This is a genomic window from Streptomyces sp. NPDC036764 (assembly GCF_055609385.1).
The window spans coordinates 48039-64525 of record NZ_JBVJPT010000017.1 but is presented as its reverse complement, the minus strand read 5'-3'; the positions used below and the strand labels follow the sequence as shown (position 1 = coordinate 64525).

The 16487-nt window shown below is 73.7% G+C and carries 8 protein-coding genes; all 8 read right to left on the bottom strand.

Annotated elements, in window-relative coordinates:
- Nucleotides 1-16: 16 nt before the first annotated feature.
- Nucleotides 17-3025 (bottom strand): hypothetical protein, encoded by a 3009-nt coding sequence (locus ACZ69Q_RS39740; RefSeq protein WP_471052205.1) that lies wholly within the window; start codon nt 3023-3025, stop codon nt 17-19.
- Nucleotides 3022-6765, bottom strand: coding sequence for a tubulin-like doman-containing protein (locus ACZ69Q_RS39735; protein ID WP_471052202.1), 3744 nt, complete (start codon nt 6763-6765; stop codon nt 3022-3024). The genes ACZ69Q_RS39740 and ACZ69Q_RS39735 overlap by 4 nt, the downstream gene beginning before the upstream one ends.
- A gap of 151 nt (nt 6766-6916) precedes the next feature.
- The gene (locus ACZ69Q_RS39730) at nt 6917-9172 is read right to left on the bottom strand and encodes a VWA domain-containing protein (RefSeq protein ID WP_471052199.1); all 2256 of its coding nucleotides are present in this window, start codon (nt 9170-9172) and stop codon (nt 6917-6919) included.
- A gap of 219 nt (nt 9173-9391) precedes the next feature.
- A complete protein-coding gene (locus tag ACZ69Q_RS39725) occupies nt 9392-9946 on the bottom strand; it encodes a Pycsar system effector family protein (protein ID WP_471052196.1) in 555 nt (184 codons plus the stop codon).
- Nucleotides 9943-11622 carry a hypothetical protein gene (locus ACZ69Q_RS39720; RefSeq protein WP_471052193.1) on the bottom strand — a complete coding sequence of 560 codons (1680 nt, stop codon included), beginning with the start codon at nt 11620-11622 and terminating at the stop codon, nt 9943-9945. The genes ACZ69Q_RS39725 and ACZ69Q_RS39720 overlap by 4 nt, the downstream gene beginning before the upstream one ends.
- Complete coding sequence (locus ACZ69Q_RS39715) at nt 11615-14239, bottom strand: hypothetical protein (RefSeq protein ID WP_471052191.1); 2625 nt, start codon at nt 14237-14239, stop codon at nt 11615-11617. Before ACZ69Q_RS39715 ends, ACZ69Q_RS39720 begins: the two co-directional genes overlap by 8 nt.
- 5 nt (nt 14240-14244) lie before the next feature.
- Complete coding sequence (locus tag ACZ69Q_RS39710; RefSeq protein WP_471052188.1) at nt 14245-15081, bottom strand: nucleotidyl cyclase domain-containing protein; 837 nt, start codon at nt 15079-15081, stop codon at nt 14245-14247.
- 206 nt (nt 15082-15287) lie between these two features.
- Entirely contained in the window at nt 15288-16010 is a 723-nt protein-coding gene (locus ACZ69Q_RS39705) for a Crp/Fnr family transcriptional regulator (RefSeq protein ID WP_471052185.1), read from the bottom strand.
- Between the last annotated feature and the right edge of the window lie 477 nt (nt 16011-16487).

Below are 16487 nucleotides of genomic sequence, written 5' to 3'. Positions count from 1 at the left end.
GGACGCGGAGTGCCGATCACCAGCGATCGCCGTCCCCTCGGTCGCCGCCCTCTCGGCCACCGTCCCCGCGCTCGCCGGAACCCGACCAGTCGTCCGAGGCCAGCCAGTCGTCGGAGTCCGTGCGGTCGTACGCGTCCGTCCGGTCGTGGTCGTACGAGGCGGTGCGGTCGTACGCGTCCGTCCGGTCGTACGGGTTCGTCGCCTCGCCCCGGTCGTGGGCGTCGTCCCGGTCATCGGAGCCGCCCCGGTCATCGGAGCCGTCCCGGTCGTAGGAGCCGCCCCGGTCGTAGGAGCCATCCCGGTCGTAGGAGCCATCCCGGCCATCGAAGTCGGCCCGGTCATAGGCGTCGGCTCGGTCATACGCGTCAGGCCGGTCATAGGAGTCAGCCCGGTCGTACGCGTCCGTCCGCTCGTACGGGTTCCCCGTGCCGTACCGCTCCGTCATCCCCGCGTCCGTGTCCGTCCCGTCGGGTCCGGAGCCGTGCCGGGCGCGGACGGTGTGCACCACGCCCATCCGCAGCGGGGTGAGCCGCACCAGGCCGGCGTAGCGGCCCGACGAGGTCCACAGGACTTCCTCCGGGTGCACCGAACCGCTCGCCCGCCAGGACTTCTCGACCTCGTCGCGTACGGCACTCGGGGCGAACCTGAGCCAGGTCGCGGACGCCGGGTCGCGGCTGAGCAGCGTGCCCTGCTCAGGTGTGGACAACTGCACCACCGCCTGCCGGTCGGCGTCCGCGCCGACCAGTTCGGCCAGTCCGTACGGATCCGTGCCGAGCAGGTTCGCCGAGGTGGCGCGGACACGGCGCGGGGCGGCGAACGGGGGCGGGGCCAGCACCCCGTTGTGCCGGAGGTGATGGCGGGCCGTGGACAGCAGCTCGCGGACCCGCTCCTCGGTGCGCCGCACGGCACGCGCGCCGGCCTGGCCGCGCTCGACGGCGCCCCAGTAGTGCTTCATGGCCTCCAGGGCGGCGTCCGTCAGATCGGCGGACAGGGTGGCTACCAGCTCCGGCCCGCCCTCACCGCTCTCCCGCTCCAGCCAGCGCGGCACCTCCTTGGCACGGTCCCCCGAGGCGGTCCCGGAGCCCTTCGCCCGATCCCGGTCCCGGTCGCCCTCCCGGTCCTTGTCCTCCCCGGCCTCGTCCCACGGCTCGCCGTCCTCCCAGGCGTACATGCTCGCCCAGTCGCCGTCCGCGTCGCCGTCCCCGGCGTAGGCGTCGTCCGGTTCCAGGTCGGGGTCGCTGGAGAGCCAGTCGTCGTCGGCGTGCGCGCCGGCACCGGACGCGCCGGACGCCACGCCCGCCGCGAGCCGCGCCGGCTCGGGCACCGCCTCCGCCTCCGCCGCGGCGGCCGTCGCCCGCAGCATCCCGGCGACGGAACGGGCGGCGTCGGCGCAGTACAGGCGCTCCTCGACGGCCCAGTGCTCGCGGACCGCCTCGGCCAGCAGGCCGTCCAGACCCTCAAGGGCCCGGCGCAGCACGGCGGTCGTGTGACCCGGGGCCCAGGCCGCGGCCGCCGCCCGCCACAGCCGGCGTACGGTCTCCACCGCGATCCCGAGTCCGACCAGCAGCCCGATCGTGCCCATCCAGACCGGCGATTCGGTCGCGTACCCCACTCCCGCGCCGAGAGCGGCACCGCAGAACGCCGCGACCCTCGGCGCCACGGCCCAGCGGCCCGGGCGCCCCGCGCCCCGCAGCCGGGCCGCCCCGAGGGTCGCCATGCCGGCGAACAGCAGCGGCACGAGGACCGCGAGGGCGAGGAACGGCCCCGACCACAGCGCGCCGAGCAGGCCCGCCCCGGCCGCGGCCAGCGGTCCGGCCACCGGCAGTCCGGGCACCTCGGTGCCGGCCGCTCCCGCCGTCTGCCGGGTCACCGTCTCGGCGGAGTACGGGGCGAGCTTCGGCAGCAGCGCCGAGCCGGGCAGCGGCTCCACTCGTCCGGCCAGTCCGGTGAAGCGCTGAGCCACCGAGCGCAGGGCGAGCCCCTGCCCCAGCAGCTTCAGGGCGAACTCCCGCAGCCCCTCGCCGATCCGCTCCCCCATGCCCTCGGCCGACGGCACCCGCAGCCCGAGGGCCGCCAGCCGGGTCGTCGACTCGGCGGCGGCCGGGGCCGTGCCGCCGCCGCTGCGCAGGGCCGTGGCGACGAGGTCCCGGTAGTTGTCGAGCGCCTTGCGCGCCTGGTCGACCTCCGCCTCGAACGTCTCCCGGCGGGAGGCCCGCAGCAGGCCGGGCAGGGTCCGCAGCCCGGCCATCGCGTCGTCGGCGTAGTCGAGCGCGTCCGCGCAGGCGCGGTAGGCGTCGTCGGCGATGCCGCCGGGTCCCCGGTGCCCCAGGTCCCGGTCCCTGCGGCCGGCCACCAGCCCCCGCAGCGGCTCCGGCAGATCGGCTCCGGAGGAGGCGGTCAGCACCACGTCCGGTGCCAGGTCGTCGTCCGCCCCGGCGAACCGGGTGAGCGCGTCGCGCCAGGCCCGGTCGCGCACCTCCGGCGGCAGGTCCTGCTCCAGCAGCCGTACGCCGGGCGCGGCGACGGCCCCCGGCAGCGCACGGACGCGGTCCAGCACGCTGAGGTAGACGTCCGGGACCGACAGCACGTCCACGAGGACCGCCAGCGCGTCCGGGTCGTCGGGCTCGGGCTGCTCCAGCGCGGTGCGGGCGGAGCGCAGATCGCCGGCCCACAGCAGGCCGCTGCCCGATGCCCGCAGCACCGAGGGGCGCAGCAGCCGGCGGTCGGGCTGGAAGCCGCCTTCCTCACCGGCGAAGGAGCCGGGCGCGCTGCCCACCAGCAGGACCAGCAGCCGGACCTCGCCCACCGCCCGGTAGCCGGTGAGCAGTTCGTACTGCGTCTGGTGGTCGTTGAGCCCGGCCGGGGTGTCGACCACCAGGAACAGCGGGTCGTCCGGTTCCGGCAGTCCGGCCCGGCCCAGCTCCTGGGCGACCCTGGCCCGCAGGGCCGAGGGGCTGTGCAGCGCCGCCGCCCCGGCGCGCAGGTCCAACTGGATGACGGTGCGGAAGGCCTGCGGCGTGCTCACTGCGCGTCACCGTCCCAGGGGTTGTTCCGGCCGGCGTCGCCCGGGCCGTCCTCGGCACCCCAGGTGCTGCTCCGGCGCGGGTCGGACGGCTCTTCGTCGTCCCACGGCGTCCGCCGCCTGCCGCCCTGTCCGTCCCGCCCGTCCGCGCCCCTGCGGTCGTCGAGGTCGGGATCTACGTAGTCGTCGTGCCGACGGTCACCGCCGGAACGCCCGAAGCCGTCCCGGTCACCACCGGAACGCCCGAAGCCGTCCCGGTCACCACCGGACCGGCCATAGTCCTCCCGGTCACCGCCCGAGCGGCCATAGTCGTCGCGGTCCTCGTGCCGGCCCGGCCGGGGTCCGGTCGCGCCGTCGCCGCGGTCGGTCCAGCCGTCGCGGCCCTCCGGTTCCGCCGCGCCGCGTTCGTCGCCGTACGGGCGGTCGGAGCCGTACGGCCTGCCCTCGCCGGACGGCCTGCCCTCGCCGGACGGCATGCCGTAGTCGTCTCCGCGCCCCCGGCCGCGCGGCGGGACCGGTGCGGTGCCCCAGTCGTCCTCGTCGGGTGCCGGGCGCCGGGGCGGCGAGTAGTCCTCGCGGGTGCGGGGGTCGGCCGGGGTGCCGCCGCGGACGTGTTCCAGCAGGGTGCGCAGCGTCGGCTGGACGGCACGCTGGTCGCCGAACTCGGTGTCCAGCGCGGCGGGCAGGGTCTCCGCCCAGAACTCCCGCAGCGGGCGCACCCAGCCCTCGACCCGCTCGCCGCCCTGCTCCCGGCGCTCCGCCAGCAGTTCGAGCTGGCGCGGGGCGACCTTCTCGACCAGGTCCACGAAGAGCGGATGCGGCTCGCTGCCGGCCCGGGCCAGGCCCACCGGCTGAGCCCCCATCAGCTCACGGCAGTAGTCCTCGACGATCCGCTCGTCGTCCAGGACCGTCCAGCGCTCGTACGACCGCATCAGCTCGGCCCAGCTCGACACCCCGCCGGGGAAGTCCCCGAGCCGCAGCCGTACGCCGGGGACGTGCGTGCCCTTCTCGGGGTGCAGCCGCAGCCGGATCCGGTCCGGCGAGGCCGGGTCGCCGTCGACGACGTCCACCTGGCCGTTCCACATGCAGCACAGCAGGCGGTGCAGGATGACGCGCCGGTCCTCCTCGCTGCTGACCATCCAACTGTCCCGGTAGCCGAGCCGCTGCCGCCATCGCAGCACGTCCTGGGCCTGCTCGGAGTCCTTGGCCCGGGCCCACTGGCGCAGCACCTTGCGGGCCTCGGGCACCTGGGTGAGGCTCATCTCGCTGCGGAAGAGGACGACGGTGATGGAGTCGCTGTCCACGCCCCGGTACTCCACGGAGTTCTTCGCGTCCGAGGGAAGCCGCAGCGTCTTGCCGAGGAACTCCTGCACCTCCTCCACGGCCTGAACCCGCGGATAGGTGACCAGGACGCGGAGAAGTCCGGTGCCCTCCGGGGTGAACCCGACCGGCAGCAGCCCGGTCAGCTTGCGGCCGAACAGGTCGAGGGCCTCCTTGCTGACCTGGTCCTTGGCGTCCGCGTCACCCGCCGCCGCGGCCAGCAGCGTGCCCATGGACGGCAGCAGCGGCCGCTCCTCCAGGTGTGCCCCGCTCTCCGCGAACAGCCGGGTGATCCGGGCCTCTAGCTGGCCCTTGACCCGGGCCACCGACCCCTCGGGGTCGCGCCGGCTGAGCCCGTGGACCTGCCGCCAGGTGTCGCCGTCGACCAGCTTGAGCAGCAGCGCGGCCTCGTCGTCGTTCTCGCGCAGCCCCTCCCGGCGGATCAGCCGGGTGACGACGTCCTCGTAGAAGTGGTTGAGGGTGCGCTGCGGCGGCAGCAGATACGAGATGCCGGTGCGGTCCTCGTACAGTTCGAGGCCCTTCTGCTGGGCGGACTTGCGCTCCTGGTCGCTGTGCCGGCGAAACGCGCTGACCAGGCGGCCGAGGTCGGTGCCGGCCGCGTCGGCCTGCGGCTGCCAGTGCAGTTGCTGTTCGCGCCAGGCCTCGTGCCACACCAGCCGGCAGCGCCACTGGTACCAGAGGTTCTGCTCCTCGATCGCGGCTTGGACGTCGTCGTCGCCCCAGCGGGCCGGCGCCAGGCCCCCCAACTGGCCCTTGATCCGGGGGATCTTGGGCGGCTGTTCGGCCACCCCGGGCGGGCGCTGCGGGGTACGGGCGCGATGGTCCAGCATGCCGAGGAAGCCGAGCCGGGCGATGGGTTCCTCACTGTCCGGGACGCCCCTGACGATGCGTTCGGCGAGGAAGGGGTCAACGGTCTGGAGCAGCTTGTCGATGGCGGGGCGCGGGGCGAACCGGTCGGCCATGGCGATGGCCGCGCGCTCCGCCTCGGAGCGCAGGTCGGACAGCAGCCGTTGCATGTCCGCGATGCGCTCGCCGAGCGCCTGCTCGATGCTGCGGCCCCCGCGCGGCAGCGGATCGGGCTCGGGCACCGGCAACTGCCTGCGTTCCCACAGCTCTTCGAGGTGGGAGTCGGCGAAGAGCTGCCGGATCATCGGCACCGCCTCGTCCCGCAGGGCCGCGCGCGGCGCCTCCACGAGGTCGGTGACCGCGAGCCGCAGCAGCCGCCCGGCCACCAGGTCCGCGAGCTGGTCCATGGGGGCGGTCATGGAGGCGACCAGGCTGGTGGACACGCCCTGCCGGCCGATGCCGGTCGGCGACACGGCGCTGCGTTGCACGCCCCGGTTGATGAAGCTGGCCGCGAAGGTCTGGAAGTCGTCGTCGGCGGCCATCTTCCGGCCCCGGGCGCGGCCGTCGCCCAGCTCGGTGCCGATCAGCGACATCACCAGGGAGACGATGGAGCGGCGCAGGTCGTCGGCGCGGATGCCGGCGGTGGGGCTGAACAGGAACGCGGTGGGCAGGATGCCGGTGCGCAGCCGGATCGGGGTGGTGCCGGGGTAGCGGACGCCGAGCCCGAGTTCCTGGTCGAGATCGCCGATCTCGTGGCCCTCGGAGGGCGCGTTCTGCGTGTCCACCAGCCGGAACAGGTCGACCAGGGACCGGGCGGCGTTCAGCTCCGCCTCGCGCCCGCCGCCCGTCGCCGCGGAGAACGACGACGGCATGACGACCAGCGGGTAGATCTTCACGCCGTCGAAGCGGCGCAGTTGGAAGGCGTGGTTGATGAGGTGCAGATAGTCGAGGAAGATCCCGGCGCCGGTGCCGCCGGCCACCGAGAAGGCGACGAACACGTCGCAGCCGTTGACCTTGCCGCCGCCGAGTTCGCTCAGCTCGCCCGCCGACTTGGCGATCGCGTCGATCGCCTGGAGCAGCGGTTCCAGGACCGGGCCGAGGCCGTGCCGGAGCGTGGCGAACAGGGCGGCCCGGCCGACGGTCGGCAACTGGCCGGCGCCGGCGTGCAGCGGGGTGACCTTCGGCTCGTCGATGCGCGGCGGCAGCCAGTCGGCGACCTCGTCGCGCAGCACCGCCCGGAGCATCTTCGTCACCTCAGGGGAGGCGTCGAAGTTCGGCAGCAGGTTGTGGGTGGCCCGGGAGGTCCGGGCGTACGCCGCCCGCAGGGACGGGTCCACGTTGAACTGCGGCAGCCGCTGCAGGTCGCTCTCGCTGTAGTCGGCGTACACGAACTGGAGGCAGTCGGGCAGTTGGAACGGGGCGTGGCCGCTCTGCCGGTGCAGCGCCATGCCGTCGGGTCCGCACAGCTCGGCGCGCAGTCTGCGTTCCAGCTCGGCACCGACCAGTCCGCCGGTGCCGCCCAGGCCGACGAAGAGCATCGGCTGGAAGATCTTCATGGTTTCCTCCCCGCTGTACGACCGGCCGGCGGCCGCAGGATTGTGCTGGGTACGTCCGTGGTGCCGCGCGGCGGGCCGGCCGTGCGGCGGTGCGTTGCGGTGGGGCAGGTGAGGGCGGGCCGGGGGTGCCGGGTCCGGCCCGCCCCTCGGATCACAGGAAGTCGTCGTAGGCGCTGCCCGGGGCCGACGGCCTCGGATCGGTGCCGCCGGCGAAGACGCCCTGCGCCGGGCGGGGCCCCTGGCCGGGGGTCCCGCCGAGCGCGAGGCTCAGCGTGTCGGTGAGCTGGATCTGACCGTGGCTGGGCAGCGGGATGCGGCTGCTGCCCTTGCGCACCACCGCTCCGCCTTCCCGCCTGCGCCGGACGGCGTACGGGCCGTGCGCGCGCCGCTCGATGCGCGGGCTGCGGTGGGCCTCGGCGACGGCGAACTCGTACCACTGCTTGTTGTTGCCGTGCCCGGCCCTGTGCTCGTTGAGGACGGTTCCGTCGGCGGAGACCAGTTGCAGGATCAGCCCGGACGGGTCGCGCCGGCGCCTGCGCAGCCCCAGCCAGGCGACGACCGCGACGACGGCCAGCGCTCCCGCGACGGCGCCGAAGACGAACGCCCACCAGTACTTGTCCCAGATCCCGGGCTCGGGAGTGACCCGTACCGAGACCGGGGCACGTTCGAGGGTCCGGCCGTCGTCGGTGGTGTCGACGACGGTGAAGGTGCCCGAGAGGTCCAGCCCGTCGCCGAGGCGGTCGCCGAAGGCGCTCTTCGGGGAGACCCGGACCGTGATCTCGCGGGTGCCGTGCTCACCGGGCTTGATGGTGATCTGCTTCGGCTCGACGGAGAGCAGCCCGTCCTTCACGTCGGCGACGGACAGCCGCAGGGTGTGCGGGGCGTCGGTGGTGTTGCTGACGTCGACCGTGCCGGTGACCGTGCCACCGGGGTGGGTGCTGCCGTCGGGCAGTTCGAGCGGTGCCTTGACGGGCAGTTCGCCGGGTGCGACCTGGCCGGTCTCGCTGCGCGTGTCGGCGCTCAGCCCCGCGGCGGTCAGCGTGGCGCTCACCGTGAGCGCCCCGTCGGCGTCCTGAGGGATGGTCACGGTGCCGGTGAAGGAGCCGTCGCTGGCGTCGGGGTCGGGCCCCTTGCCGTTGTCGGCGAGGTCGAGCGTGAGCGCAGAGAAGCCGTCCCCGGTCAGCTCGCTGCGCACGCGCAGCCCCTCGTAGTCGCGCGGGTCCTTGATCTCGTAGCCCTCACGCGTCTGCAGCCGCATGGTCACCGTGACCTTCTCGCCGGCCTGCGGCGAGGGCGGGTCCATGGTGATGGCGCCGCGCAGCTCGCCCTGCCAGAGCACGCTGACGGCGACGGGCAGCGAGCGGTGCCCCTCCGGGGCCTCCGCCTTCACCTTCCAGATGCCGGGCAGCGGGTCGACGATCTTCAGCGCCTCGACGGTGCCGGTGCCGCCCGCCAGCTCGAAGCGGGCTCCCTTGTAACGCCCGGAGGTGGTGGGGATCTTGTCACCGGCCGGGTCGATGTAGGTGATCTTCACCTCGGGGTCGCCCTTGTCGACGACGATGCTGCCGACGGTCGCGAGCGGCGAGATGCCGATCTCCAGGGTGGCCGGCGGCCGCTTGCTGGGGCCCTCCTCGTGGCGCAGGCAGTGCGCGGCGGCGAAGATCCGCTCCAGCGTGCTGCCGACGTCCTTCGCCCCGTCGACCTTGTGGGCCTTGGGAGTCGCGGAGGGCAGTTCGACGCAGCCCTTCTGGTAGCCGCCGGCGGCGATCTGGTCGAGCTGCCTCTTGTCCGGGTCGGATCCGAAGCCCAGCGGCCAGATCTGGACGTTCTGCGCGGCGGCCTCCTTCAGCGCCGCCTTCAACTGCCGTTCGCCCTCGGCCGCGCGGTGCGCGGGGTCGCCGTACTTGAAGCTGTCCTCGACGTCCATCTTCCCGTCGGTCAGCAGGAACAGCACTCGGGGCGCCGAGGCGTCGGAGCCGTCGGTGAGGTCGTCGACGCCCTGCCGGATGGCGGTCGGCAGGTCGGTTCCGGTGCCCTCGCTCTTCTTGCGGCCGCGCAGTTCGTCGACGCAACGGCCGACCTCCTCGCGGCCGGCCGCGTCCAGCGTGGTGCGCGGGCACACCGGGTCCACCACGCGCTGGCCGGCCTTCTCCGCGGCGGCGAAACCGAACACCGTGACCTGCGAGGACGACGAGACGTCGCCCAGCGCGATCCGCTTGGCGGCGGCCTTCTCCGCCTTCATGTCCTCAGGTGCGAGGCTGGCCGACTCATCCACGGCCACCGCATAGTTGACGGCCGGGAACGCGGGGGTGGAGTCCGCCGCCGGCACCGGAGCCTGACCGGCCGGCGCCAGCAGGGACACGAACACCGCGGTGCCGCCGAGCACCGAGGCCGCGGCGCGGCGCACCGGTGGCCTTCCTGTCTGCCGTCTTCCCGTGACTCTTCCCACGGCCGTCCCCTTGGTCTTCGACATACGTGCGTGAAGTTCGTGCTGGAGGTTCTTGGTTCGTTTGTGGCGTGTACGTGGTGACGCGTGTGCGCCGCCGCTGGTGCGCGTCGGTGCCCGGCGCGGCGGTGCGTTGGCGTGTGCGCGGTGGTACACCGGTCGCGCGTGCGCCCTGTGCGATCAGCCCGAGGTCATTCCCCAGACCACGGCCAGCACCGCCGAGGGGGCGAGCGCGCCCACCCCCCAGCGGATGGCCCGGTATTTGGCGGACAGGATCGAGCTGACGTCCACGGCCTGGACGAGCAGCCACCTGGCCGGGTCGCGCCCGGCCTCGCCGACCCGGGCGGACAGCCGCGCGAGGTCGTGGGAGGCCACCAGGTCGCCGAAGTACGTCACCCCGTCCCCGGCGCGGACCGTGCCGGTGCGCGGCATCAGCGCCGCGACCAGCGCGGCCACCGCGACGGCCCAGAGCACACCGGACAGGACCAGCGTCACGTCGGCGAGCCCGTCCCAGCCGGGAGTGCCGCGCCACCCGGCCAGGAACGCGGGCAGCGCCAGCGTCCCCGAGAGCAGCACGGCCGCCTTGGAGTCGGCGCGGCCGAGGTCCTCCCGCACGGTCGCCAGCAGCCGCTCGGCGACGATGCGCTCCCCCGCCCGGTCGTTGCAGTGCCGACCCCCGTCCGGCACAGGCACGACCGGGTCGGGGGAAGTCCGTGCCCCGCCCTCGGCGCTCATCGGTCCTCCTCCGCCCAGGACCAGCCGTCGTCCTCGGCACGTCTGCGGCGACGCGAGCGCTCCCACTCCCGCTCGTCGTCCGGGTAGTACGGCTCCGGCCGGTAGGTCCGGGGCCGCTCACCGGAACGCGGCTCATCCTCCGGCCCGTCGCCGGGGACCGGTCCCGCGGAACCGAGCTCCGGCCGCCGCGGCAACCGCCGTACCTCGACCTCGTCGTCGGGGCGGTAGGGCTCCGGCCGGTAGGTCCGCCGGCGGTCCCGATGGCGCGACTCGTCGTCGTGGTCCGCGTAGGCACCCGGCCGGTGGTTCCGGAGCCGGTCGCCGGTATGCGGCTCCTCGTCGTGGTCCGCGTACGCACCCGGCCGGTGGTTGCGGGTCCGGTCGCCGGTGCGCGGCTCGTCGTCGTAGTCCGTGGACGGACCCGGCCGGTGGCCCTGACGTCCGTCCCGGGAGCGCGGCTCGTCGTCGTGATCCCCGTAGGGGGCGTCGTACGGCTCCGGACGGTACGTCCGCCGGCGGCCTCCGGCACGGGGCTCGTCGAACCCGGCGTCGTCACGCGCGTCGTACGCCTCGCCGCGGTCGGGACCGCCCCGTCCGGGCCCGCGCCGGTCGGATCCGTACCGATCGCCTCCGTACCGGTCGGATCCGTATCCGTCACTTCCGTACCCGTCGGGCTCGCCCCGGCGCGGTGCCGCCCGGTGGGGACGTCTCCTGGGCGGTTCGTCCGACGCCCAGTCCGGGTTGAACGGCCGGCCGGGGGACTCCTCCAGCTCCCGGGGCCGGCGCGCGGGCACGGTCCCGATGGGCCCCACCATGGGCCGTCCGTCGCCCTGGTTGAGCAGGTTGAGGACCTGCGTCTCCACGTCCACGGTGGCGAGTTCGCCCCGCTGGGCCATGGCGAAGAGCCGGGCGACCCGGTCCTTCTCGTCCTGCCTGCCCTCCTGGCGGATCTTCTCCAGGAAGTCCTTCGCGCCCTCGGGATCGGCCGCCAGCATGAAGCTGAGCTGCTCCAGCTCGCCGCCCTGCAACATGCGCCGGTACGAATCCTGCCGCAGCCGGATCACCTTGGCCTGGGCGTGCGCGTCCCGCTCCTCGTCGGCGTGCTCGATGGTCCGGTCGTCCACCCGCAGCCGGACGTACAGCCGTACCCGCAGGCCGAGTTCGGAGCCGAGGTCGGCCCAGCGCCCGCCCGCGCACTCGCGGGTGATCGCGCGGTTGGCCTGCTCGGCCTCGGTCACCCGGTAGGTCGTGGTGACCTCCCGCAGCCGTTCGAGGACCGGTGAGGTGAGCCGGTTGGCGACGTCGGTGACGACCTCCAGGGCGGCCAGATGCGGATCGGTCACCGACCACTCGATGTCCACCTCGGCCTTGAAGAAGGTAGTGCCGCCGGCGGCCGGCAGCTCCATCGCCAGCGGTGTCACATACGTGCCGAGCGCGATCTCGCAGATGCTGTGCGGCCGGGCCAGCACCGGCTTGTCGACGTGCTGGACCCCGGAGGCCCGCTTCACCGTGTAGCCGCCGTTCCGGTAGAACTGCACCACCGCCGAGCGCGGACTCACCCGTGGATAGCCGTCCGTCAGCGGGTTGAAGTCCCGCACGAACGGGCCCGCGGGCGCCGTCGACTCGGGGCCCTCCGTCTCCTCCGACTCGAGCGCCCGGTCCTCGTTCTCAGCCATACCTCTCCTCCTCCCGCGTCCTCACCCGACGCGGCCCTGCCTGGCGCGGCCTGCCCTCCGGCTCCACGGCGAGCCACCACAGGTCGCGCGCCTTCGGCTCGGGGAGCGGCTTCTCCGGGTCGTTCATCATTCGGCGCAGCAGCCAGTCCAGCCGCCGCCGGTCGTGCTCCTCGGTCGACAGCGCCGGCAGCAGCGCCGCCAGCCCCGGCCGGGTCCACTCGGCGCCGCTCTTGCGCTCGGCCGAGCGCAGCAGCTCCTCCAGCGAGTCCATCGCCACGTCCTTCGACCGCGCCGTGTTCAGCGCGGTCCACATCAAGTCGGCTATCGCGGGCACCAGTTCGGGCCGGATGGCGGCGAGCGCGAGCAGCACCGGCCAGTCCCCGCGGTCTCCCCAGGGGGAGTCGCTGTCCTCGACCAGCGAGTCGGGGTCCATCAGCAGTTCGTCGACCGTGGTCAGGGCGAGCCGCACGGTCGCCGCGAGCCCCAGGTCCTGGTACGGCTCGCGCTTGTGGTGGGTCCACTCGGCCATCCGCTCCAGCACCTCCGCCGCGTCCGGCAGCACCAGCAGCCGTACGACGTTGTGGGAGGCGACGCTGACCAGTTCCCCGTCGTCGCGAACCCCGATCCTGGCGAGCGCGTCGAGGGTGTCGTCGGTCGTGGCCGCGGCGTTGCCGTAGCCCAGTGCCCAGGCCGCGGTCCAGCGCTGGGAGGCGGTGCCCTTCCTGCTCCAGTCGCCGACCAGCTTGTGCACGGCCTTGCGGTGCGAGTCGTGTCCGGCGGCCTGGTCGAGTGTGGTGGCCGCGAAGATCAGCCGGCGGTTCGTGGTGGCGTCGGCGAGCGGGCGGACCAGCTCGGTGTAACCGTGGTCGAAGTCCCGTACGCACAGCTCTCCGGCGGCGACCGCGGCGCGCATCCACACCTGGGAGCGCGGGTCGTCCGCGAGCAGCCGCAGCCAGCGCACCACCGGCGCCCGGACCGGGAAGTGCCGGTCCCACAGCTCGGTCAGCACGGCGGACGGCAGGGCGGAACCCCGGTAGAAGATCAGCCGCGCGGGCACGTCGTGGCCGTCCACCTCGACCTTGCCGTCGGTCAGTTGGGCGCGCGAGAGCGCCACGTCGGCTTCCGGGTCGTCGCAGAACAGCGGGCGGGCCGGGGTGTTGTCCGGATCGGACTGCACCGACAGTTCCCAGGTCAGCAGGTGGGCGGCGGCGGCCACGGCGCTGTGCGAGGCGCCGCCGAGGACGGCCAGCGCGATCCGGAAGGCCACCGGGTGGAACAGGGTCGCCGTGCCCGAGCGGGCGCGGACCCGGTCCGGCCGCTCCGGCTCGGCGGGCGGCGCGGTCAGCGCCCGGTCCACGCCGGCGAACCACTCCTGGGCCTGCTCGGCGGCGATGCTGCGGCAGCCGGACAGCAGATCGTCGTAGGAGACGTCGCCCAGCACATGCCCGGCCAGCAGCGACGCCAGCAACTCGGCCTCGGCGGGCCGCAGATCGGTCAGCCCGACCGCGTCCGTGACCTCGTCCCGGGCCGCGAGGTCCGCCGCGCGGGCCAGCAGGTCGTCCAGGGACGCGTCGCCCTCCCGTGCCTCGGCGGTACGTTCCTCCAGGCGCTCGCGCAGCCGCGTGGTGAGCAGTTCGTCGGTGGGCGCGGGCGGGCAGAGCATGCCGTAGCGCCCGGCGAGCAGCGGGTTCGCCGCCGAGCCGACGGTGACGACGATCACCGCGAAGGCGTCCCGGCGGGCCAGTGCTGCGGCGAGCTCGTCGAGGTCCATCTCGTCCGGGGGAAGCGCGCCGGGCCGGTTCAGCGACAGCTCCAGCAGATGGCCGGTGCCGTGCCAGGCCTCACCGCCCTCGCCGTCGAGCGTCTCGGCCAACTGCCGGATGCCGCCGTCGGAATCGACCCGGCGCAGGCGGGCGGCGGGCTCCTCGTCGGTGCCGTTCGCCGCGGAGTTGGTGACCTCGTCGAGCAGGGAGAGCGCCGTGCTCGTACGTCCCGTGCCGGGCGCGGCACCGAGCACCAGCAGGCGCCGGGCGCGCAGCGTGTTGCGCAGCCGTACGTACCCCTCCGGCGGCACATGTGCCCGGCGCAGCCTGCGCAGTTCCTCCTCGGGGACGGGACCGCTGCGCATGCCGGCGCCGGGGCGGCGGGCGCCCAGCATGAGGTTGATGTTGTCGCCGATGTGAGCGCTCTGGAGCCGCGAGTGGGCGAAGCTGATCAGGTCGCGGCGGACGTCGAAGAGCTGCCGGGTGGCGCGCCGGGTGCGCGCGGCGGCGGCGAGATCGGTGGGCCCCTCCTCGCCCTGGTCGTCGGCGAGCGGGTCGCGGGTGCGCTCCTTGAACCGACCGGCGGCGCGCTCGCGTTCCTTCTCCCGCTCCTTCTCCTTCTCCGCTTCCTCGTCCTCGGCCGCCTTCTCCTCGTCGGAGCCGTCCGCGTCGTCCCGGTCCCGGTCTTCGCGGTCCTGCTTGCGGTCGTCGCCGCCCTTCTTGCCGTCCCGGTCGCGCTTGCGGTCGTCGCCCTTCCTGTCGTCCCCGCCCTTCCTGCCGTCGTCGGACGACCGTCCCCCGCCAGGCTGCTCGGGGGCGTCGTCGGCCGCGCCGCCCTGCTCGTCGTCGCTCACTCGGCTCAGCCCCTCCCCTTCTCGGTGGCCTGGTTGCCGGACCCGCCCATCTGCACGGTGCCGTGGTAGACGTTGTGTTCGTTATGGAAGGCGTCGCGCCTGACGTTTTGATGAATGCCGACGTGACCGGCCCGATGGCCGTCCATGTCCACGGCCTCGAACTCGTCCTCGTCGCCTTCGCCGAGGTCGTCGCCCCCGGCGGGCAGGGGAGCTTCGGCGGGCGACGGCTCCGGTGCGGGCTCGGGGATCGCCGGGGCGGGCCGCCCGGGCAACTGGAACCAGGCGGTGACCTCGCCCTCCTTGAGCTCCAGTCGGGCCGGGGCGTAGTGCGCGGGCTCGATGAACTTGCCGCCGGCGCTGACCACGTCCTCGTACAGGGACTGCGAGGTCACCAGCACGAGGTCGGCCTTCTCGGCGTCCAGCAGTTGCCGGGCGACGGAGGAGTCGGCCAGCCGGCAGGCGAGGTCGACGGCACGGCCGCTGATGCCCCGCTCGTCGTGCCGGACCGGGCCGACGTGCATGCCGATGCGCAAACCGAGCGGGACGGCCAGGTCGCGGTTCTCGTCCCGCAGCTTCTCGTGCACCTCGACCAGCCACAGGCCGAGCAGCCTGCTCGCCGCGATCCGCCCGGCGACCGACACCAGCACGCCGTCGCCGCGGTCCTCCAGGTGCAGGGCGTCCCGCCCGACCTTGGCGTGGGTGAAGGCCGTCTCGAGGACCCGGTAGATCCGGGCGCGCATGCGCGGCTTGTCGACGTCGTCGTACTCGCCGGAACGTCTGGCGTCGACGCTGATCACCAATTCGTAGTGCGCCTCGGTGAGTTCCGGTGCGTCGTGGTTCACCCGTGCCCCCTGCATGATCTGTTCGCTTGCCGAAGAGGTGGTTCGTGCTGCCGATGAGGTGGTCCGCGCGGACGGCCTCGGAGATGGTCCCGGCGACGGCCGTCCGGACGGTCCGTGGCGGATCGTCCGCGGAAGGGTCCGTCCCCTCAGGGTCGGCCCCGCGAGAAGAGGCGTCTGTAGCCGTTTACACACGGCGGGGCGTGGGTCTACTCCTGATGACCGTCCGCGAGGAGGGCGAGCAGCGCGGGGTCGAGGATCTCCACCATCCGGTTGCCGGTGCGCACGATGTTCTGGGTGCGCAGCAGCCGCAGGGCCTTGGCGACGGCTTCGCGGGTGGCCCCTATCGTGGCGGCCAGCTCGTCCTGGGCCAGTTGGACGACGGCGCCGGAGACGGCGGTGCCGCTCGACGGGGCCGCCGCGGACGGGGCGTAGGGGCCGGAGGTGTCGACTCCGGACAGTTCGATGAGCCGGCCGGCCAGGCGTTGGAGCACGGTGAGCGAGGCGAGCGCGGACCGCTCCTGGTCGGCGCTGCGGAGCCGGAAGGTGAGCTGGCGTATCACCAGACCGCTCACCCGGGGGTGCAGGGCGAGAAAGCGGCGGAACGCGTCCCCGGATATGACCTGGGCCTCTATGGGACCCAGCGCGCGCACGGTGGCGCTGCGGGGATGCTGGTCCAGCGCGGCCATCTCGCCCAGCAGTTCACCCGGGCCGCGCAGGCCGAGTATCAGCCGGGTGGCCCCACGGTCCGTCGCCACGGACACCGTCACCCACCCCCGAATGATGATCACGACGTGACTGGACCGGTCGCCCTCCGTGAGGAGGTGGGCATCGGCCGGATAGCGCTTGTGGTGGCCGAGGGCCATGACGCCCTCGTGCTCCTGGGGAGTCAGCGTCTGTGCGAACGCCAGCTCATTTCCGAGCAGCCCCATGGCCAGTCCCCCGCCGCAGTCCTGACGCCTGGATTTTCGATGGGTGTCGATGGTGGCAGGGTGAAGGTCCTCGCCGAGCGGATTGCGCCATACCGGGGGTACTGGCCGGTAGTTGCGGAATGCCAGGTTGGTCGCCCCGTCACCACGCTCCTCCGCCGCACCCCACCCCCGGACGACCACGGCGGATCGCGCCCGCCAACTCCGCACCCGGGGGAATGACCATGAGGTCAGACCCGACGCTCGAACAAGGGGCCGCCTCGACGCCGGGATTCGGTCAACGGATGGAGAGTTGGCGAAAACTCGGGTTTGGGGTGTGACAGCGGTGATGGCGTGGTGGTGGCGAGGTGAGGGGACGGTGAGTCGGTCGGGGGGCATGGGACGGGAAGGGTTCGAGGCCTTCACGGCTGGGCTCCGGTTCACGGCTGGGCTCAGTGCGTTCGGTGCCGTCAGCATTCCGGGGTGGAGAGGAGGGAATGT

Bases quoted from the DNA above. Each gene is read 5' to 3' on its own strand.
- ACZ69Q_RS39735 (WP_471052202.1), bottom strand. From the start codon at position 6,765: ATGAAGATCTTCCAGCCGATGCTCTTCGTCGGCCTGGGCGGCACCGGC.
- ACZ69Q_RS39725 (WP_471052196.1), bottom strand. From the start codon at position 9,946: ATGAGCGCCGAGGGCGGGGCACGGACTTCCCCCGACCCGGTCGTGCCT.
- ACZ69Q_RS39720 (WP_471052193.1), bottom strand. From the start codon at position 11,622: ATGGCTGAGAACGAGGACCGGGCGCTCGAGTCGGAGGAGACGGAGGGC.
- ACZ69Q_RS39705 (WP_471052185.1), bottom strand. From the start codon at position 16,010: ATGGGGCTGCTCGGAAATGAGCTGGCGTTCGCACAGACGCTGACTCCC.